Source organism: Flavobacterium sp., assembly GCF_965262375.1.
GTDB lineage: Bacteria > Bacteroidota > Bacteroidia > Flavobacteriales > Flavobacteriaceae > Flavobacterium.
In genome coordinates, this window is sequence record NZ_OZ253527.1 from 1284505 (window position 1) to 1303708 (window position 19204).

A 19204-nucleotide genomic window follows, 5' to 3' on the forward strand; every position below is an offset into this window, starting at 1 on the left:
TTAAATTTCTTTATACATTAAATAATGTGAGCCTATGCTTGGAATTTCAAAAGCATTACCTTGAATTTTATAATCTAAGCTTTTATAAAAAGGAACTGCAGTTTCTCTTGCGTTGAACCAAATTAAGCATGGACTTTGTGGTTTCAAAAATTGTTCCAAATACTGTATTAATGTTTTGCCATGCCCTTTTTTTTGTTCACTTTCAAGTATGGCCATGCCTCTGAGTTGGAATTGTTTTGTTTCTTGGAAAGCTGTAGAAAGTTTTCTATAAATTGATATGACCCCAAAAATTTCCTTCCCATTATAGATTCCTAGATGAGTGGTAGTGGTTAATTCATCCCCTTCGAAAAAGCAATTTTCAATAGGGAGTTCTTTTCTAAGTGCTTCGTTTCTAATAAGGTAAGTATCTTCTTTTTCTATCAGTTGAATAGTTGTCATAGTTGTGGTTATATAAATTAAAGATAATTTTTTTTGGGATATAAAACACGATGTAAGGATTTAAAATGAAATGGTGTGAAAAAAAAATATTTATTTTTTTAAGAAAGTATTTGCAGAGACGAAAAGGCTTCTTATATTTGCACCCGCAATGCGGAAGTAGCTCAGTTGGTAGAGCTCCAGCCTTCCAAGCTGGTTGTCGCGAGTTCGAGCCTCGTCTTCCGCTCTAAAAACAAGAAAAGTTTTAAAAATCACAATTGCGGAAGTAGCTCAGTTGGTAGAGCTCCAGCCTTCCAAGCTGGTTGTCGCGAGTTCGAGCCTCGTCTTCCGCTCTAAAAACAAGAAAAGTTTTAAAAATCAAAATTGCGGAAGTAGCTCAGTTGGTAGAGCTCCAGCCTTCCAAGCTGGTTGTCGCGAGTTCGAGCCTCGTCTTCCGCTCTAAAACAAGAAAAGTTTTAAAAATCACAATTGCGGAAGTAGCTCAGTTGGTAGAGCTCCAGCCTTCCAAGCTGGTTGTCGCGAGTTCGAGCCTCGTCTTCCGCTCTAAAAACAAGAAAAGTTTTAAAAATTACTATGCGGAAGTAGCTCAGTTGGTAGAGCTCCAGCCTTCCAAGCTGGTTGTCGCGAGTTCGAGCCTCGTCTTCCGCTCTATAAACCTCAAGCTATGTTTGAGGTTTTTTTATGCAGTAAAAAAAACGGATATTCAAATGCGATATCCGTTTTTTGTTTTTATAAGAAATTCAAATTTTCACTCGGTGCCAGTTCTACAGCAAATTCACCTGCTCTGAATAATCGAGCGGTTAAATCACCTCTCAGGATTACATTGTCGCCGTATATTTCAAGCCAACTCCCTTCACGTAGCCCTAAAACAGGTATGGTGCTGATTTTATGAAACTCTGCAATACGGGTTTCTCGGGTTTCTCCCATGTGTGTCGAGCCTTCGATAGGGTCTAAATAATGTGGGTTCAAGTTGAAATTAATGAAGCCTAACGTGTCAAAACTAGGTGGGAGAATGATAGGCATATCATTAGTCGTATTCATGGTTCTTCCACCAATGTTGCTACCGGCACTGGTGCCTAAATAGGGAGTTCCTTTTGCCATAGTTTCTTTCAAAACTGTTATCAAATGGTTTTCATAAAGTTTTGAAACCAATAAAAAAGTATTTCCGCCCCCAGTAAATATGCCTTCGGCATTTTTTATAGCATCCGCAGGGTTTTCATATTCATGTATGCCTTTTACTTGAATGTTAATTTTTGCAAAAGCTTCGCCTACTTTAGTCGTATAATCATCGTAAGAGATGCCACTAGGTTGTGCATAAGGAATAAACAATAAGGTTTTTACATTTTCAAAATGCTGTTCCAAGGTAGGAAGTAGATATTCTAAATAACTCCCGTTGTATAAAGTGGAAGTGCTGGCTAATAGTATTTTTTTCATGTAAGTAACGTTCTAAAATTCAAAGATAATTAAAGAAGGTGGATTTCTGATTAACGATTTTTGATTTCTGAATGGTATTATCTTAAAGAGACGTATTAAAATCAATAGTGGATTGTTTATAGATTTTTACAACGAATTTCAAGACTTCTTTTGGGGGTTAAAATTTTAATTAACAAATATTTACCAATCCTTTAATAGCTTTTTGGGAAGGCTGTCCGCTATTTTTACCACATCCAAAAACCGATGTTTATGCGCTTTGTACTTGTTTTTTTGTTTTTCAATAGCTTCATTTTTTCTCAAAATTTACTCAAAGGAAAAGTAAATTCAGAACAAGGAGTGCTTCAAGGTGTCTTAATTGTCAATCAAACTCAAAAAACAACTGCTACGACCACTACGGACGGGTTATTTGAAATTGAAGCGCATGTTAATGATATTATCGTAGTTACGTCGTTGCGGATTGAGCCTCTAGAAATTAAACTCAATGCGAATTCCTTTAAGCAATTGCCACTAGTGGTCTATGTAAAAGTCAAACCGTTAGAATTAGACGAAATTGTAGTTCGAAGTATTACCACCAAATCCTTGGGGATTGTACCTAAAAATATAAAAGAATATACACCTGCTGAACGTCGTTTGTACACGGCAAGTACAGGTGGTCCTGTAGGTCTCATTTCAAATTGGATAACTGGAAATAAAAAAAGTCTCAAAAAAGCAGTCGAATATGAAAAATATGAAACAGATGCACAAAAACTTTTTTCATTACTAACAGAGGATTTCTATCTTCATACGCTGAAAATTAAGTCGGAGGACGTGGGTGGTTTTTTAGTACTGGCTTCTGAAAATTCGGGAATCACGCAATTGTTGCATCAAAAAAACATAGCTTTGTTAAAATTAAGGCTGGTTGAATTGGCTTTTAGATTTAAAGAAATGAAAAATGAGAAATAGCTGGTGGTTTCTTCTTTTATGGTGTTCGTGTTTTTTCGCACAAAATAAAATTGTTGGAAAAATTAATTCGGAGTTAGGAGAATTAGACGGGATATTAGTGGTTAATCGTAGTTTGAAAATACAAACCGTTTCAAAAAATGGAGGCTATTTTGAATTAGAAGCCTATCCAAATGATGTTATAGTTTTTACGGCACAAAAAATAGAACCTTTAGAAATTCGTTTAAATTCTAATTCTTTTCTTCAAAATCCGTTATATGTTCGGGTGCGGGTAAAAGCAAATGAGCTAGCTGAAATCAAAGTAGCCTCCATATCTGCCAAGCGATTAGGAATCGTAGGTGATGTGAAGACCTATACCCCTGCGGAAAGAAGATTACGTACGGCGGAAAAATTTAAATGGTACAGCCCTTTGTTGATTCCTTTTGGGGGGATCAGCGTGGATGGTGTTATAAATAGTATATCTGGGCGTACGGCGATGCTTAAAAAAGAAGTGCAAGTAGAGCGTTTTGAAATGAATAATGCCAAATTGCGAACGCTATTCTCAGAGGATTTTTATACAACTACCTTAGCGATGCCTGCAGAATATATCGATGGTTTTTTAGTATATGTGTCAGAAAATCCAAAAGTAATTCAGAATTTGAAAGCTAAAAATACGGGAGCTCTTCGGTTTTTACTCATTGAAATGGCTTTTAAGTATAAGGAAATGATAACGCAAGAAAAATAATTACGTACCACATTCATGAAAAAAGCACTCCTATATATTATACTCGTTTTGACAATGGCATCATTTGCCTTACATAAATTTTATGTTTCCATTTATCAAATTAACTATGCTGAGGATAAAAAAATGCTTCAAATTACCTCTCGTATTTTTGTGGATGACATTAATAAAGTGTTGAGTGACAAATATAAAACCAAAGTAAATTTTGGTGAACCTGCTGAATCGGTTCAAGATTTAGAATTGCTAAAAAAATATGCAGCTGAACGTTTTTTGTTTAAAGTTAATGGAAAAATCAAGCCTATTCGCTTAGCGACTAAAGAAATCGAAGGCAACGTTTTGGTGTGTTATTATAGCATAAAAGATATTTCAAAAATTAAACAATTGGAAATAGAGAATTCAATGTTGCTAGAACTGAACGACGAACAGCAAAATATCATGCATACCCAGGTCAAAGGAATTAAGAAAAGTTTTCTGTTTTCGGGAACAAATTTTAAAGCAATGTTAAAGTATTGATAAAAATAGCTGAAGATTTGAAAAAGATTTTATTTTTATCGTGCCAATAAATGAAAAATGAAAAATTTTAAAAGCGTTATCGCAATCGTTTCTCTTGGTTTTTCAATGTTTGCTCAAGAACAACCACAAAAACCAAAGCAAGAAGGTCATACTGACCAAAGTAAATTCCGTCAAATGTACGATTTGATGGCTACTCCTAATATGTATCGTACCGCATCAGGAGCCCCTGGTCCAGAATATTATCAGCAACGCGCCGATTATAAAATGGACTTGGAGTTGGATGATAAAAAGGCACGTTTGTACGGTACTGAAACGATAACGTATACCAATAATGCTAAGGAATCTCTTGATTATTTGTGGGTGCAATTAGACCAAAATCTTTTTGCGAAAACCTCAAAAACACCTCTAGTACGTAGCGAAAAAATTGAACCAGCCATTAGCGCTCGTGGTTTTTCGCGCACCTATATGGAAGAAAAATTTGATGGAGGTTTTAAAATTGAATATATAAAAGATGCGTTGGGACAACCCGTTTCGTACACTGTGAACGAAACGATGATGCGTATCAATTTGAAGAAACCTTTAGCTAAAGGCGAAAAGTTTGTGTTTACCATCAAATGGTGGTACAACATCGGGAACTATATGGTGGACGGTGGTCGTAGTGGTTTTGAGCAATTCAAAGACGGCAACCGTTTGTATGTATTGGCGCAATTTTTCCCAAGAATGGCTGTTTATAATGATGTAGAAGGATGGCAAAATATGCAATTTTGGGGGCAAGGGGAGTTTGCTTTACCTTTTGGGAATTATGAAGTGAATATTACGGTTCCTGCAGACCACGTAATGGAAGCAACAGGGGTGTTGCAAAATAAAGCGGAAGTATACACTCCTGCACAATACCAACGTTACTTACAGGCAGAAAAAACATTTGACAAGCCTGTGATTATTGCAACGCAAGACGAAGCCGTAGCTCGTGAAAAAGCAACTTGGTCAGACCAAAAGAAGACCTGGCGTTTTAAAGCAGAAAATGTACGTGATTTTGGGATTTCTACTTCGCGTAAATTTATCTTAGATGCGATGGCAGTGCAATTAGGAGGAAAAACAGTAATGGCAACTTCTATTTATCCAAAAGAAGGAAATCCATTATGGGAGCAATATTCCACAAAAATTGTTGCTCATACCTTAAAAAGTTATTCGTCTCATACTTTTGACTATCCATATCCTAAAGCAGTGTCCGTAAACGCACAAGACCAAGGGATGGAATATCCGATGATTTGTTGGAATTTTGGTCGTCCTGATGAAAATGGCGTAACCTCAGACCATACAAAATACGGGATGATGGGGGTTATTATTCACGAAGTTGGACATAATTTCTTCCCTATGATTGTTAATTCTGATGAACGTCAATGGACTTGGATGGATGAAGGTTTGAATACTTTTTTAGAATATTTAGCGGAAATTGAATGGCAAGCCGATTTTCCTGTTGACCGCGGTCCTGCCAAGTTAATTGTACCTTACATGAGTGGTGACCAAGCTTGGATTGAGCCTATTATGTCTAATTCCGAAGTGATAAAACAATTTGGAAATAATGCCTATGGAAAACCTGCGGCAGGATTGAATATTCTTCGTGAGGTAATCATGGGGCGTGAATTGTTTGATTATGCGTTCAGAACCTACGCGAATCGTTGGAAATTCAAACACCCAACTCCAGAGGATTTCTTTAGAACCATGGAAGATGCTTCGGGGGTGGATTTAGATTGGTTCTGGAGAGGATGGTTTTATACGACCGATTATAACGATATTGGAATTAAAGAGGTAAAGCAGTTTTATGCAAGTAATGAGGAGCCTGCAGGTTACAAAGCACAGGAAGTTACACGCAGAAATCGTTTTAGAGCCTCTGGCCCTAAAGTGTATATGGTGGATAGTGCAAGTGCCGATTTTAAACCTGAAATGAATAAATCATTTGATGCCAAAGAAATTAAAACTTTAGATGAGTTTTTAACCGCTAATTTTTCAGCCGAAGAAAGAGCTAAACTAACTAATCCTAAATATTTCTATCAAGTGACTTTTGATAAACCAGGTGGATTAGTGATGCCTATTTTAGTAGAAGTTACTTATGAAGATGGTACGATGGATAATTATAAGTTTCCTGCTCAAATTTGGTCAAAAAATGAAAAGGAAGTTTCTCGAATCTTTGCCACTCAAAAAACAATCAAAAAGATAAAAGTTGATCCTAAAGAGGAAACGGCAGATATCGATGTAACTAATAACTCGTGGCCAAAAGAAGAAGTAAAATCAAAGTTTGAATAATAGGTTTATTAATTTGTAGAAAATGAAGCTGTCTTTAAAGGCAGCTTTTTTTGTAGCATCATGTTTCATTTTTGTAGAGTCCCTATTTTGAAACATCATTGATGGTTTATTTTGAGAAGTTCTTGATGAAGTAGGTTTAGTTACCAGGTTTATTATTTCGTTTTGAAAAAATATGAAATTTTCGCGCAAGTTTATTTTGCTATCCACGTCTAATTGATTATAAACTTAATTTTTTATGCAAGCAAAAATATTTTTAGTGCCCTTTTTATTGGTTACTAGTAGTTTTTTCGCTCAATCAGGAACAATGAGTTCAGGGGGGACAGCTACTGGAAGCAATGGTCATGTGAGCTATAGTGTGGGGCAAGTGTTTTATCAAACTATTAGTGGAACAGGTGGAAGTGTATCGCATGGCGTGCAACAACCGTTTGAAATTACCACTTTAGGAACTGATGAGGTGCCTCAAATAGTTTTAAATGCAAGAGTTTATCCCAATCCAACTACAGCTCAGGTATTTTTGGAGGTTTCCAATTATCCGTTGGAGCAACTTTCGTATAGTCTGTTTGATTTACAGGGGCGTAGGTTAACCTTTTCAACAATATCCCAAGAATCCTCGCAAATTAGCATGGAATCCCTACCTGCCTCCACTTATTTTCTTCAAATACATAAAGAAAATACCTTGATAAAAACTTTTAAAATCAGTAAAAAATAAAATTACACAACATTAAGATGAAAAAAATACTTACCCTTTTTTTGTTACTTGTGTCGGGCTTAGCGATTGGTCAGGCACCTAATAAAATGAGTTATCAAGCCGTTATTCGTGATGCCAGTAATAACTTATTGACGAATACTTTAATTGGAACAAAAGTTTCTGTATTGCAAGGCTCATCAGCAGGAACCGTTGTGTATTCAGAAACACATACTACTTCTACAAACACAAATGGTTTAATTACTTTAGAAGTTGGAACAGGAGCGGTGGTTTCTGGAACATTTTCTAGTATTGATTGGAGTACTGGGAATTATTATATCAAAACGGAGACCGACTCAACAGGCGGGAGTAATTACACTATTTCAGGAATAAGTCAATTGTTAAGTGTGCCTTATGCGCTGTATGCCAATAGTTCGGGGGCAAGTTCAGGAGATAATTTAGGAAACCATACTGCTACACAAAATATAAATATCGGTACAAATTATATCAGTGATGATGGTACCAACAAAGGCTTGAAATCTGATGGTAATGGTTTATTTAATTTTACCGAAGGTTATACCTCTTTTGGTAATGGAAACAATACTACTTCTGAATTAGCTTTATCAAATACAAGTGGTATAAATTGGTTTATAGGAGCAAATCGTTTTACAGGTAATTACGCTGGTGCTTTTACCATTGGTGGACAAATCTCTAAAACTTTTGTAATATATAATGGTAATTCAAATGATTTACTTTCATTGAGGAATAGCAATGTTGGAATTGGCTTAAACAATCCAACTGAAAAATTAGAAGTCAATGGCAAAACCAAAACCACTAATTTTCAAATGACTAACGGTGCAACCAATGGTTATCTTTTACAATCAGATGCTTCAGGTAATGCAACCTGGGTGAACCCTAATGTAACTTCGGGAACAAGTACACTGACTAGTAATTATATCCCAAAATGGAATGGAACGGTCTTTGAAAATAGCCTGTTAAATCAATCTGATGATCGATTGTTTTTAGGTACTGAAACCCTATTTAATGGGGACTTTAATTATTCAAGATTTACCATTGCTAGTAATGATGAAGATCGAACCGATTTTAATAATATTTTGGCTACTAATACAAAGAATGCACCCTGGATTAATTGGGGGAAAGCAAGAGGGACTTTAACCGCGATGCAAAGTGTTCAAAATGGGGATGATTTATTTTTGTTAAACTCAAATGGATATGATGGGACAAATTTCAAAAATACTGCAAGTATTGAAGTTAAGGTTGATGGAAGTGTGGCAACAAATAGCATTCCAAGTAAAATAACATTTAAAACAACTCAAGTTGGAGCAAATAATTCCACTGAAAGGTTAACTATAAATAATATTGGAAATATTGGTGTAGGTACAACAACACCTACTGAAAAATTTGAAGTAAATGGTAAAATAAAAGCGACTGAATTTCAGTTAACTAATGGTTCCTCTAATGGTTTTGTTCTACAATCAGATGCCTCTGGGAACGGGATTTGGGTAAATCCTACTTCATTAAGCAATGGTAATTGGACCATAAATGGTACAGATCAATACAATGCTTTGTCAGGTAATGTTGGTATTGGTACAACTTCTCCTACTTATAAATTAGATATTCAATCTGATATAGCTTCACCTTTGATTTCCAGTATTCAAAGCAGTGGGGCTAAAGCTTACTTTTCAACAACTTCACCTAGTACAAATGAAGCAGCAATAAAATTTAATACCTATGTCTCGAGTAGCTCGCAACCCTCAAGATGGATTTTAGGAAAAGGACAAAATAATGAAACAGGGAGTAACTCAGGTGCTGATTTCTTTATCAATAGATATGATGACTCTGGGAATTACAATGGACAACCATTGTCTATCTCAAGAGCAAATGGAACTGTGACTATCGGAAATAATGCTCCTAGTACAACTGAAAATACATTGAAAATCAATGGGAGTGTAGCGACAGCAGTTGCCACTAAATCTTCAAATTATACGTTTACAGGAACAGATTATTGTGTGATTTTTACGGGAACCTCAGCATCAACCTTTACACTGCCATCGGCCTCTTCTTGTACGGGAAGAATTTACTTAATAGTAAACCAAGGTAGTGTTGCTTTAACAACCTCAACGTATAGAACAGCTATTGCTACAACTGCGACCTCAATTGCCGTTGGAGCAAGTGTTCAAATTATATCTGATGGAACTGAATGGCGTAAGATAAATTAAGTGAACGAAAAAAACTTTCATATTTTGGAAGCTTTTTTTTTATTCCAACGCAAGTTTTTAAAGTAAGCTACGTCTAAATAATAAATAACAGTTTTAACCACAAAAACATTTTATGATGAATCGCAACTATTTTTATGCTTCTTTTTTTTCTTTAGTACTTGGAATTTGGGCTTGTAGTAGCGATTCCAATGACGCTTCAACCAATTCAGGTGGAAATACAACTACCACGGAAGTGCCCGCTGTTTACAAAAAAATATACGGGGCTTCGAGTATTACTACTGATGGTACCTATGTGTACATCAAATCAAATGGACTTCCAGACCATAAAAGTCCCTATTATGCTAATACGGAATGGTCTAGTACTATGTATGTAGCGGATACCCGCCCAGGCTTTACCCAAGCACCAGGGAATAAAATTGCAACGTTCAATTATAGTTTTAAAATACCTCTAAATCCTAAGTTAGCTTCAACGCATACTGCGCTGGGTGCGGCCACCATAGGAGTAGCTATCAATGGAGTGCCTTTATTTAATCAATATCAAATGCAGGGAACTTTAATCACACCTAGTTCAGGAGAGTATACTTCTTTTGATTTGTATGGCGGACACCCCACACCGTTTAACGAATACCATTATCATATAGAACCTAATGCGCTTACTACTTCAAAAGGGTCAAGTGCTTTGATGGGGTTCTTGTTAGACGGTTTTCCAGTATATGGCCCAATGGAAAATGGTGCAACGCTTACCAGTAGTAATCTAGATGTATATCATGGGCACACCACTGCTACGGCAGACTACCCCAACGGGATTTATCATTATCACATTACTGCTGATGCTCCTTATATAAATGGAAATGGATATTATGGTACGCCAGGTACTTGGAGTAAGTAGTCTCTTATTGTTTTTCCTGTTGTCTTGCCATAAAGAACCGAAGGAAACAAGAGTGTTGAAAGTCTATGATATTACTAAAATTAAACTATCCGACCGTAACGGACAAGCTTTCCTTGGAAACCAACTGTTTTCAGGGAAGCTTTTCGCTTTGAATACTAATAAAGATACGGTTTATAAAGCAACGTATCTAAATGGGGTTAAAGAAGGAGTGGAGATAAAATGTTATGTATCTGGAAAAATCAACGAAAAGCGGAGATTCAAAAATGGTTTTCAAAACGGAACTGCAAAAGGATGGTATGAAAGCGGAAAACCCATGTTTGTGTATCAATTCAAAAACGAAGCGTTTCATGGGGTGTATAAAGAATGGTATGAAAACGGGAAATTGTATCGGGACCAGCATTTTGTAAATGGATTGGAAGAAGGTGTTCAACAAGTTTATAATAGTGATGGACGAATAAAAGTCAATTATGTAATAAAGAATGGGAGAAGGTACGGATTGCTTGGAACAAAAAATTGCAAAAATGTCACTGAAAAATTATTTAAATAGATTTGTTGTCTTAACATTGTTTTTGAGTTTTGGATGTAAAACCGAATCGGAAAGACTCCCGTATTATAATACGCCAGATTTTACTCCTCTTTTTTTAACGGATGAAGAAGCAATAAACAAACAAATCACGCACAACATAGCTGATTTTACTTTTACCAATCAACTAGGAAAAACCATCTCACAACAGGAAATTGAAGGTAAGATTCATATAGCCAATTTTATTTTTACCACCTGTGGCAGTATTTGTCCCTATATGACCAAACAATTGTTCAAAGCGGGAAAGCAATTCGAAAAAGACGATGAGGTGGTCATTTTATCCTATTCGGTGATGCCTTGGATAGATACACCTGAAGTGTTGAAGAAATATAAAGAGACTAACCAAATCACTAAAAAGAATTGGCACTTTTTAACAGGTGATAAATCAAAAATTTATGATTTAGCACGCAAGTCTTATTTTGCTGAGGAAAGTTTAGGTTTTACTAAAGACAGCACCGATTTTTTGCATACTGAACATTTTCTTTTAGTCGATAAAAACAAGCGCATTCGTGGAATTTATAACGGAACTTTAGCTTTAGAAGTCGAACAAATGATACAAGATGTTGAAGTTTTAAAGGAAGAATAAACGATTGATTTAAATGTTTTTTCGGAGACGCTATTTTTTTTAAAAATTTTGCGCAAGTTTTAAAAACCTTTTCGCGTCTAAAGTCATAACAAACAATTTAACCTAAAATTTTGTCTAGTTATGATGAAAAAAGAACTTTACTTGCTCATTACTATTTTGTTCGCGAGTTACTTATTCGGACAAAAAAAATGCAACCTGTATGAGGTTTCCTTAGAAGAACGTATAGGCGCTTCATCTCTTGTAGTAGAAGGTATGGTAAAAAGCCAGCAAGCTACTTGGGACAATGCTCACAAAAATATATACACCATTTCTCAAGTGGAGGTATTAGGCGTTTTCAAAGGAACAAATACAGCTACAACCATTGCTATCGCAACCCCTGGGGGTACGCTAGAGAATAAAAGACACAGTTTTGGTGCTTCTTTAAATTTAGAAGTAGGACAAACAGGAGTATTTATCCTCAAATCGAATACCTATAACGTTTCAGGAAGTACCACGGTGTATGAGTTATGTGCTTTGTCTCAAGGATTTATTCAGTATTTGCCCGAATCAAAAAAAGCTAAAGGAATATTCGATTCTTATGCTTCTTTAGAAAGTGATTTATTTACAAAAATTGAAAAAAATACAAAACAAACTTTTCAGCGTAATAAAGATATTCCTTGGGCTAAAGTAAGCAGTCGAATTGCTAGTTTAGAGGAAGAACATAATCCTAAAACCACTCAAAAAGGAATACTAGCAACAAGCATTTCTGGTTTCTCACCCACAACGGTGCAGGCTGGTCGCGATGTACAGTTAACCATTACAGGAACGGGTTTCGGGAGTACACAAGGGACTAGTTATGTAGCTTTTAAAAATGCTGATGATGGTGGAGGAACTTATACTCAAGCCTATTCCAATCAATATGTTTCTTGGTCAGATACACAAATTGTGGTAAAAGTGCCTGGAAATGCAGGGACAGGAACCATTCGTGTCAATGTAGGCGGAACGAATTATACTTCTTCTGGGACGCTTACTGTAGATTATGCTATAGCAACTTTTGATTATACTTACAACTCCTCGACTTATGAATATAATGCCAAGTTAAGAGACCAAAACGGATTTGGAGGATATACGTTTAAATATACTTCAGATGTAATTGCCAATGGAAAAACCTATTTTGAAACAGCGGCTAGAGCCTGGCGATGTACTACAGGGGCACAATTTTTAATTAGTAGTACGGCTTCAACAGCAACCACTGTAGCCGATGATAATGAAAATACAGTAGATTACGACGCCTTGGGTACTGGGTCTGGGGTTATTGCGCAAGCGGTATCTCGATTTTCAGGTTGTACTTCAGGAAGTTCATTAGCTTGGTATGTCGATGAAATTGATGTTCAAGTGAATAGCAGTTTGACGTATTATTATGGTACAGCAACTAGTTTCTCAAACTATGATTATTATACAGCGGTATTACATGAACTTGGTCATGCGAATCAGTTAGGACATATTATCGATACCGCTACAACCCCAACAAAAATTATGCATTATGCTCTTGGAACAGGACAATACCGTAGAAGTATAGATACAGGAGCATCTACTGGTGGTACCTATTGGGTTGGGCAAAGTACAGCTACAGCAAATTGTGGTACGAGCGTACACAAAACTTTAAATTGTACCTCATCGGTAACTTTGAGTACGTCGGTGAGTAGTATTAATGAAAACGGTACTTCATTTACCATTACTGCTACGCAAAACCAACAAAACTATGCAGATGTAGTTGTAAACTTCTCTTATTCGGGAACAGCAATATCAGGGACTGATTATACTAGCGTAAGTAGTATTACAATCCCTGCAGGCAGTCTATCAGCCAGCACAACCCTAACGTTAACCGACGATGCTATATATGAAGGTTCTGAAACAGTAATCATCGACATAAGTTCAGTGACTGATGGGACTGAAAATGGAACTCAAACAGCAACTATTACAATTAATGATAATGAAAGTGCACCATCAGTTACTTTAAGTACAGATAATAATTCTTTTACAGAAGGTTTGTCGGATAGAACGGTAACAGCAACTTTATCGCAAGCTAGTTCGGTGGCAACAACAGTAACCTTGGCTTATTCGGGAACCGCAACGTATGGTACTGATTATACAGTGAGTGGTACAGGAACAACCATAACCATTGCTGCTGGTGCTACATCGGGTTCGTTGACCATAACAAATACGGATGACACCTTATATGAAGGAACAGAAACAATAATTATTGATATAGCTTCTGTAACGAATGCTACAGAAAATGGCACCCAACAAAAAACGATTAGTTTGTTTGATAATGATTCTGCTCCGTCAGTGACTTTGTCTGCAACACCAACCTCAATTGCAGAAGCAGCTGGAAGTTCGATTATCACGGCTACACAGTCGGCTATTTCTGGAGTAGCTACAACTATAACCTTGACGATTAGTGGAACAGCAGAATCTACCGATTATACACAAGCCACAACCATAACCATTCCTGCGGGTAGTACTACAGCTACGATTACGTGTACTGCGGTGCAAGATACCGTTGACGAAGCTAACGAAACCGTGATTTCGGATATTACTGCGGTAACGAATGGAACAGAAAGTGGTACACAAAAAGTGACCATCACCATAACAGATGATGACGCTTCTCCTACGATTACTATAGCGACTTCGGCTACTTCTATTGCAGAAACAGGTGGCACAGCAACTATCTCGGCTACTTCTTCCGTGGTTTCGGAACAAGATATTACAATTAATTATTCCTTATCTGGTACTGCTACTCAAAACACCGATTATAGTACGGTTTCAAATTATATTTTGATTCCTGCGGGTTCAACAACTTCATCAACGAATATGACTATTAATGCCATTAGTGATACTACCATGGAATCGGATGAAACGGTAATCGTTGACGTTTCTTCGGTAACTAATGGTACAGAAAGTGGTACGCAACAAAAGACAGTGACCATTATAGATGATGATAAACCTATGGTGACTTTATCAAGTAATTTAACTAGTTTTGGAGAAGTAGGAAATACTGTAACGATAACTGCAACTGCAAGTTTTGCGCCTTCATCAGCAGTTACAGTGAATTTAGGATTTAGTGGTACAGCAACCTATAATTCCGATTACTCGGTTACAGGAACAACCATAACCATTCCAGCAGGTAGTACAACGGGTACTATTACGTTAAATACCATTGATGATACGAATTTAGAAAATACTGAAAGTATTATTGTTGATATCACATCGGTTACGAATGGAACTGAAAATGGAACGCAACAATTAAATTTAGAGTTGTTAAGTTTTGGCGATGCAATAACCGTTTCATTAAGCAAAGGTGCTAGTTTGATTTCAGAAGCTTCTGGAACAACTACTTTTACAGCTACTTTATCAGGTACTTCTTATCAAGATGTTACGGTCAATTTTGATTATTCAGGAACTGCAACGTTAACTTCAGACTATACACGTACAAACACCAGTATTACGATTCCAGCGGGAAATACCACTGGCTCTGTAAGCGTAACAGCGGTCGAAGATACTTTAGACGAAACCGATGAAACTATAATAGCGGATATTGCTACAGTGACTAATGGTACAAAAAATGGAACCCAACAACAAACTGTTTCGATTACAGATAACGATGCCGAACCTACTGTTACTATTGCTTGGTCTAAAACCTCTATAGGCGAAGCGGTAACGGGTAATTCTAATGCTATAGCTACTTTATCAGCAGTATCGGCTAAAGAAGTTACGGTTAATATGACTTGGAGTGGCAATGCTACTTTAAACTCAGATTACACGGTAACGGGAAGTACCATTACTATTCCTGCGGGTTCGACTTCGGGTTATGTGACAATGAATAATATTGCGGATACACTTTATGAAGGAGGTTCTGAAAATATTGGAGTGACTATTGCTTCTGCCACAAATGCTACTATTGGAAATCCTTCAATTGCATTTATGACTCAGAATGATGATGATGCCATGCCTTCGGTAACTTTAACAAAAGGGGCAAGTAGTATGATTGAAACAGGCGGAAGTGTAACTTTAACGGCAACCTTATCGGCCGTTTCAGGGTTAGCCACTACAGTTAATTTGGCTTATTCCGGTACGGCGATTAACGGAACAGATTATGCCAATGTGAGTAGTATCGTTATACCAGCTGGTAGTTTGTCTGCATCTATTACGATTACAACTATTAGTGATAATGTAGCAGAAAGTAATGAAACCATTATTGCAGATATAGTTTCGGTTACTAATGGAACTGAAAATGGAACACAACAGCAAACGATAATCATAACTGATGATGATACTTTGCCTTCTGTTTCATTGTCTGCAAGTGCAACTACAATTACAGAAGGCGATACCAATGCGATTACAATTACGGCTACTGCGAGTGCTATTTATAATCAAAATACCGTGGTAAGTTTAGCTTTTGGTGGCGATGCCATAAGAAATTCAGATTATACTTGTAATAATACGATTACCATCTTAGCGGGTCAAACATCAGCATCGGTAACGCTTTCAGTAACCGATGATACTACAGATGAAGACACCCAACCTGCCATTGTTTATATAGCAGGAGTGACTAATGGAACAGAAAATGGTGTTCAAGAAGTTAGTATTGCTATTATGGATAATGATGAGGTGCCTTATGCAACGTTACAGTTTGTAGAATCTTCAGTCAATGAGGCTAATACAACTACAATAATTCGAGCTTCGCTATCGGCGATATCTGAAAGAGATGTAAATATAGATTATACATCTACAGGGACAGTGACTTATGGAGCCGATTTTACCGAAACTTTTGGAGGTACTTTTACTATTCCTGCGGGGAATTTAACTCAAGATTTTAACTTGACCCTTTTAGACGATACTACCGATGAAAATGACGAGACGTATGTTTTAGGAATTAACAATGTGGTGAATGGTAGTGTAAATCCATCGTTTACAAACGCAACTTTGACAATTGTAGATAATGATGCGCCTCCTACGGTTAGTTTGTCAGCTTCCACCTTGTTTTTAAATGAATATGGAGGTTCGACTGCTATAACGGCAACACTTTCAGAAGTTTCCAGTAAAACAGTTACGGTTGTTTGTGGGATTGATGCGGGTGCTTCTACTGCTTATGGAACAGACGTAACTTTCCCTTCGGGTACCATTATAACCATTCCTGCAGGCAATGTGTCAGCTTCCATTACTTTAAATACAGTGAATGATTCTGTATTAGAAGGAGATGAGGTATTGGTTTTTGATATTTTAACTATACTTAACGGAACAAAATCAGGTGTTCAAACACAAACCTTTACTATTTATGACGACGAGGACGACCCAACAGTTATAAGTTTGAAACTTTTTTTAGAAGGGTATTATAATTCGGCTACGCATGAAATGACTCCCGTTAAATACAATTTAGGATTATCTACAGATTCAGATGATGTAGATGATATTACAGTGGAGTTGCGTAACACTTCAAATGGCAGTTTAGTAGCGAGTACATCCGCTGTTTTAGAAGTTGATGGGTATACTACTGCCGAGTTCAATACCAATTATAATGGGTCTTATTATATAGTTATCAAACATAGAAATTCCATTGAGGCATGGAGTAAATACGGTGTTGCTCTTACTGGAGGAATAAATGAGTATAATTTTTCAAATGCTAATGATATGACCTATGGATTTAACGTGAAAGAAATGGAAAGTGGAGTTTTTGCTTTTTATTCTGGCGATGTCAATCAGGATGGTTTTGTAGATGCATTTGATGTAGTGCCTGTGGTAAATGATGTCGATGCGCTGGTGGAAGGCTATCAAACTACTGATGTAAATGGGGATGGATTTGTAGATTCATTTGATTTGCCAACACTTTATAATAATAACGATAATCTAATAGAGGTATTGAAACCTTTTTTAACAAGTAGAAGAAAAAAATAAAACATAAAAATAAAAGACAACATGAAAAAAATTATAACTCTAATCGCTTTAGTTTTCGCAACTGTATTTGCACAAGCACAAGTAACCGATGGTCAATATGGACTGAGTATTTCTGCAGCTACGGCAACCAGTAATACCATAGACGTAACTTTAAGTATTACCGTCTTGGGACCTTCGTCTGGCATGCGTTTGTTTGGTTTTCAAACCAGTATCAATTTTAATTCCGCTATTATTAACGGAGGAACGATAACCGCTAGTTATGTTTCTGGAACTAGGAGTCCTGAACTATCCGCTATGACTTTTGGAACTTTAAACTCGGCTACTGTAGGAACCATACGTATCCCGCTCTCAGCTTTTTCAAGTGGGGCTACCTCAGTAGATATGCCAGTAGGAACTACCTATACGCTGGGAACTTATCGTATTTCAAATACCGTGAATTGGGCTGATGGTAATGCTAATCTATGGTTGCAAGATGTTTCTCAGTCAGGAAGAACACGTTCAGCCGTTAATGGATATCCTTATGGTTCTTCTACTTCACAATATGCTTATAGTACGACTACCCCTGCGTCGCCTCCAGGATTAGTGTTGAGTCACTTAGAAGCTTCGCCTTATAGTTTGTCTTTAGGAACTTTGAGTGCTGGAAACTTTATTCAGGATGGAGATTTTACACTTTATCCTAATCCAACTTCAGATATTGTAAAAGTAGAATGTTCTAAGCAAGTTGAAAAAGTGATAGTGTACAATTTGTTAGGGCAAGAAATTTTAACCCAAAAAGGAAATGAGAAGGAAGTTACCCTTGATGTTAGAAATATACCTTCAGGAAACTATATTTTGAATGTATATGTGAGAGGAGGAGGTTTTAAATCATCTCAATTGGTTAAGAAATAATTTGTTTAAAAGATTTATAATTAGCGATAGGATTATAAAGTGCCAAAATAAGTTAGCTATCGCAAGTAAAGTTAAGTTTGTTAAAAAGGCGGTCATCGACCGCCTTTTGTATTATTTCGTAATCGCTTTCAAATCAACTATCGTTTGTTGCGGGTTTTCCGAGTTGAAAACAAAACTTCCAGCCACTAATACATCAGCGCCCGCTTCTACTAATTGTTTGGCATTTTTGGTAGTCACTCCTCCGTCAATTTCAATTAAGGTGGATGCTCCTTTGTGCTTGATTAATTCTTTTAGTCTTTCAACTTTCTCGTAAGTGTTTTCAATAAAGGATTGTCCGCCAAATCCAGGGTTAACACTCATGATACAAACCAAGTCAATATCCTGAATAACATCTTCTAACAAGGAAATATTAGTATGAGGGTTTAAAGCTACACCCGCTTTCATGCCTTCTGCCTTAATAGCTTGAAGTGTACGGTGCAAATGTGTACAAGCTTCTAAGTGAACGGTTAGTACATCAGCTCCTAGTTTTCTGAAAGTGGAAATATAACGATCAGGATCTACAATCATTAAGTGTACGTCAATAGTTTTTGTTGCGTGTTTTTTAATTGCTTCTAGCACTGGCATACCAAATGAAATATTGGGTACAAAAACACCGTCCATGATATCAATATGAAACCAATCGGCTTCACTATTATTAATCATTTCAATATCACGCTGTAAATTAGCAAAATCCGCTGCTAATACCGATGGAGCAATAAGAGTATTTTTCATTTTTTTCAATTGTTGTGTTGAGGTGCAAAGATACTTTTAAGTTTAGTAGTTTAAAAGTTTAGTAGTTTAAAAGTTTAAAGCATGAGTTCGATGTAATTTTAGTCTGATTATCCGTCACTTCGAGTGATTTTCCGTAGAGAAATAAAGGAAAATTATATCGAGAAGTATCATTCATAAGTTCTCGATACATTTTATGTTCCATTTTATTACACAAAAAATACTTGAACAGACGGGAAGGACTAAATTTACATCGGACTCAGGTCTAAAAGTTTAAATGGATGG

The 19204-nt window shown here is 36.6% G+C and carries 14 protein-coding genes and 5 tRNA genes; 16 read left to right on the forward strand and 3 right to left on the reverse strand.

Annotation, left to right across the window (positions count from 1 at the left end; genetic code table 11):
- The gene (locus ACQY29_RS05960; RefSeq protein WP_428224323.1) at positions 1 to 438 is read right to left on the reverse strand and encodes a GNAT family N-acetyltransferase; all 438 of its coding nucleotides are present in this window, start codon (positions 436 to 438) and stop codon (positions 1 to 3) included.
- Between the two features lie 150 nt (positions 439 to 588).
- Between ACQY29_RS05960 and ACQY29_RS05965 the strand changes: the two genes are divergently transcribed.
- From ACQY29_RS05965 to ACQY29_RS05985, 5 genes are all read left to right on the forward strand, one after another.
- Positions 589 to 661, forward strand: a tRNA-Gly gene (locus ACQY29_RS05965).
- A 33-nt stretch (positions 662 to 694) separates the two neighbouring features.
- Positions 695 to 767, forward strand: a tRNA-Gly gene (locus ACQY29_RS05970).
- A 33-nt stretch (positions 768 to 800) separates the two neighbouring features.
- Positions 801 to 873 (forward strand) — tRNA-Gly (locus ACQY29_RS05975).
- A 32-nt stretch (positions 874 to 905) separates the two neighbouring features.
- Positions 906 to 978, forward strand: a tRNA-Gly gene (locus ACQY29_RS05980).
- Positions 979 to 1010: 32 nt separating this feature from the next.
- A tRNA-Gly gene (locus ACQY29_RS05985) sits at positions 1011 to 1083 on the forward strand.
- An 81-nt stretch (positions 1084 to 1164) separates the two neighbouring features.
- Here ACQY29_RS05985 and pepE read toward each other — a convergent pair.
- Entirely contained in the window at positions 1165 to 1869 is a 705-nt protein-coding gene (gene pepE / locus ACQY29_RS05990; RefSeq protein WP_428224324.1) for a dipeptidase PepE, read from the reverse strand.
- 249 nt (positions 1870 to 2118) lie between these two features.
- On the opposite strand from pepE, the gene ACQY29_RS05995 reads away from it, so the two are divergent.
- The 11 genes from ACQY29_RS05995 (at position 2119) to ACQY29_RS06045 (ending at position 18151) form a co-directional block, all read left to right on the forward strand.
- Positions 2119 to 2811, forward strand: a complete 693-nt coding sequence (locus tag ACQY29_RS05995; protein WP_428224325.1) for a hypothetical protein — start codon at positions 2119 to 2121, stop codon at positions 2809 to 2811.
- On the forward strand, positions 2801 to 3532 hold the full coding sequence (locus tag ACQY29_RS06000; RefSeq protein WP_428224326.1) for a hypothetical protein: 732 nt from the start codon (positions 2801 to 2803) through the stop codon (positions 3530 to 3532). The genes ACQY29_RS05995 and ACQY29_RS06000 overlap by 11 nt, the downstream gene beginning before the upstream one ends.
- Before the next feature lie 15 nt (positions 3533 to 3547).
- Positions 3548 to 4042, forward strand: a complete 495-nt coding sequence (locus tag ACQY29_RS06005; RefSeq protein ID WP_428224327.1) for a DUF6702 family protein — start codon at positions 3548 to 3550, stop codon at positions 4040 to 4042.
- A 57-nt stretch (positions 4043 to 4099) separates the two neighbouring features.
- Entirely contained in the window at positions 4100 to 6346 is a 2247-nt protein-coding gene (locus ACQY29_RS06010) for a M1 family metallopeptidase (protein WP_428224328.1), read from the forward strand.
- A gap of 235 nt (positions 6347 to 6581) precedes the next feature.
- Positions 6582 to 7055: a T9SS type A sorting domain-containing protein gene (locus ACQY29_RS06015; protein WP_428224329.1), complete on the forward strand. Its 474-nt coding sequence runs from the start codon at positions 6582 to 6584 to the stop codon at positions 7053 to 7055.
- Between the two features lie 17 nt (positions 7056 to 7072).
- Positions 7073 to 9271, forward strand: a complete 2199-nt coding sequence (locus tag ACQY29_RS06020) for a beta strand repeat-containing protein (RefSeq protein ID WP_428224330.1) — start codon at positions 7073 to 7075, stop codon at positions 9269 to 9271.
- Positions 9272 to 9383: 112 nt separating this feature from the next.
- The gene (locus ACQY29_RS06025; protein WP_428224331.1) at positions 9384 to 10160 is read left to right on the forward strand and encodes a YHYH protein; all 777 of its coding nucleotides are present in this window, start codon (positions 9384 to 9386) and stop codon (positions 10158 to 10160) included.
- Positions 10117 to 10707 (forward strand): toxin-antitoxin system YwqK family antitoxin, encoded by a 591-nt coding sequence (locus tag ACQY29_RS06030; protein WP_428224332.1) that lies wholly within the window; start codon positions 10117 to 10119, stop codon positions 10705 to 10707. Before ACQY29_RS06025 ends, ACQY29_RS06030 begins: the two co-directional genes overlap by 44 nt.
- Positions 10682 to 11329, forward strand: a complete 648-nt coding sequence (locus ACQY29_RS06035; protein WP_428224333.1) for an SCO family protein — start codon at positions 10682 to 10684, stop codon at positions 11327 to 11329. The genes ACQY29_RS06030 and ACQY29_RS06035 overlap by 26 nt, the downstream gene beginning before the upstream one ends.
- A 120-nt stretch (positions 11330 to 11449) precedes the next feature.
- Positions 11450 to 17263 (forward strand): beta strand repeat-containing protein, encoded by a 5814-nt coding sequence (locus ACQY29_RS06040; RefSeq protein WP_428224334.1) that lies wholly within the window; start codon positions 11450 to 11452, stop codon positions 17261 to 17263.
- A 21-nt stretch (positions 17264 to 17284) separates the two neighbouring features.
- Positions 17285 to 18151: a T9SS type A sorting domain-containing protein gene (locus tag ACQY29_RS06045; RefSeq protein WP_428224335.1), complete on the forward strand. Its 867-nt coding sequence runs from the start codon at positions 17285 to 17287 to the stop codon at positions 18149 to 18151.
- A 111-nt stretch (positions 18152 to 18262) separates the two neighbouring features.
- Here ACQY29_RS06045 and rpe read toward each other — a convergent pair whose 3' ends face one another.
- Positions 18263 to 18922: a ribulose-phosphate 3-epimerase gene (gene rpe, locus ACQY29_RS06050; protein ID WP_428224336.1), complete on the reverse strand. Its 660-nt coding sequence runs from the start codon at positions 18920 to 18922 to the stop codon at positions 18263 to 18265.
- Positions 18923 to 19204: the final 282 nt, after the last annotated feature.

What these genes read in the sequence shown, in the direction of transcription:
- ACQY29_RS05960 (WP_428224323.1), bottom strand. Translation starts at nt 438, where the DNA reads ATGACAACTATTCAACTGATAGAAAAAGAAGATACTTACCTTATTAGA.
- pepE (WP_428224324.1), bottom strand. Translation starts at nt 1,869, where the DNA reads ATGAAAAAAATACTATTAGCCAGCACTTCCACTTTATACAACGGGAGT.
- ACQY29_RS05995 (WP_428224325.1), top strand. Translation starts at nt 2,119, where the DNA reads ATGCGCTTTGTACTTGTTTTTTTGTTTTTCAATAGCTTCATTTTTTCT.
- ACQY29_RS06000 (WP_428224326.1), top strand. Translation starts at nt 2,801, where the DNA reads ATGAGAAATAGCTGGTGGTTTCTTCTTTTATGGTGTTCGTGTTTTTTC.
- ACQY29_RS06005 (WP_428224327.1), top strand. Translation starts at nt 3,548, where the DNA reads ATGAAAAAAGCACTCCTATATATTATACTCGTTTTGACAATGGCATCA.
- ACQY29_RS06010 (WP_428224328.1), top strand. Translation starts at nt 4,100, where the DNA reads ATGAAAAATTTTAAAAGCGTTATCGCAATCGTTTCTCTTGGTTTTTCA.
- ACQY29_RS06015 (WP_428224329.1), top strand. Translation starts at nt 6,582, where the DNA reads ATGCAAGCAAAAATATTTTTAGTGCCCTTTTTATTGGTTACTAGTAGT.
- ACQY29_RS06020 (WP_428224330.1), top strand. Translation starts at nt 7,073, where the DNA reads ATGAAAAAAATACTTACCCTTTTTTTGTTACTTGTGTCGGGCTTAGCG.
- ACQY29_RS06025 (WP_428224331.1), top strand. Translation starts at nt 9,384, where the DNA reads ATGATGAATCGCAACTATTTTTATGCTTCTTTTTTTTCTTTAGTACTT.
- ACQY29_RS06030 (WP_428224332.1), top strand. Translation starts at nt 10,117, where the DNA reads ATGGAAATGGATATTATGGTACGCCAGGTACTTGGAGTAAGTAGTCTC.
- ACQY29_RS06035 (WP_428224333.1), top strand. Translation starts at nt 10,682, where the DNA reads ATGTCACTGAAAAATTATTTAAATAGATTTGTTGTCTTAACATTGTTT.
- ACQY29_RS06040 (WP_428224334.1), top strand. Translation starts at nt 11,450, where the DNA reads ATGATGAAAAAAGAACTTTACTTGCTCATTACTATTTTGTTCGCGAGT.
- ACQY29_RS06045 (WP_428224335.1), top strand. Translation starts at nt 17,285, where the DNA reads ATGAAAAAAATTATAACTCTAATCGCTTTAGTTTTCGCAACTGTATTT.
- rpe (WP_428224336.1), bottom strand. Translation starts at nt 18,922, where the DNA reads ATGAAAAATACTCTTATTGCTCCATCGGTATTAGCAGCGGATTTTGCT.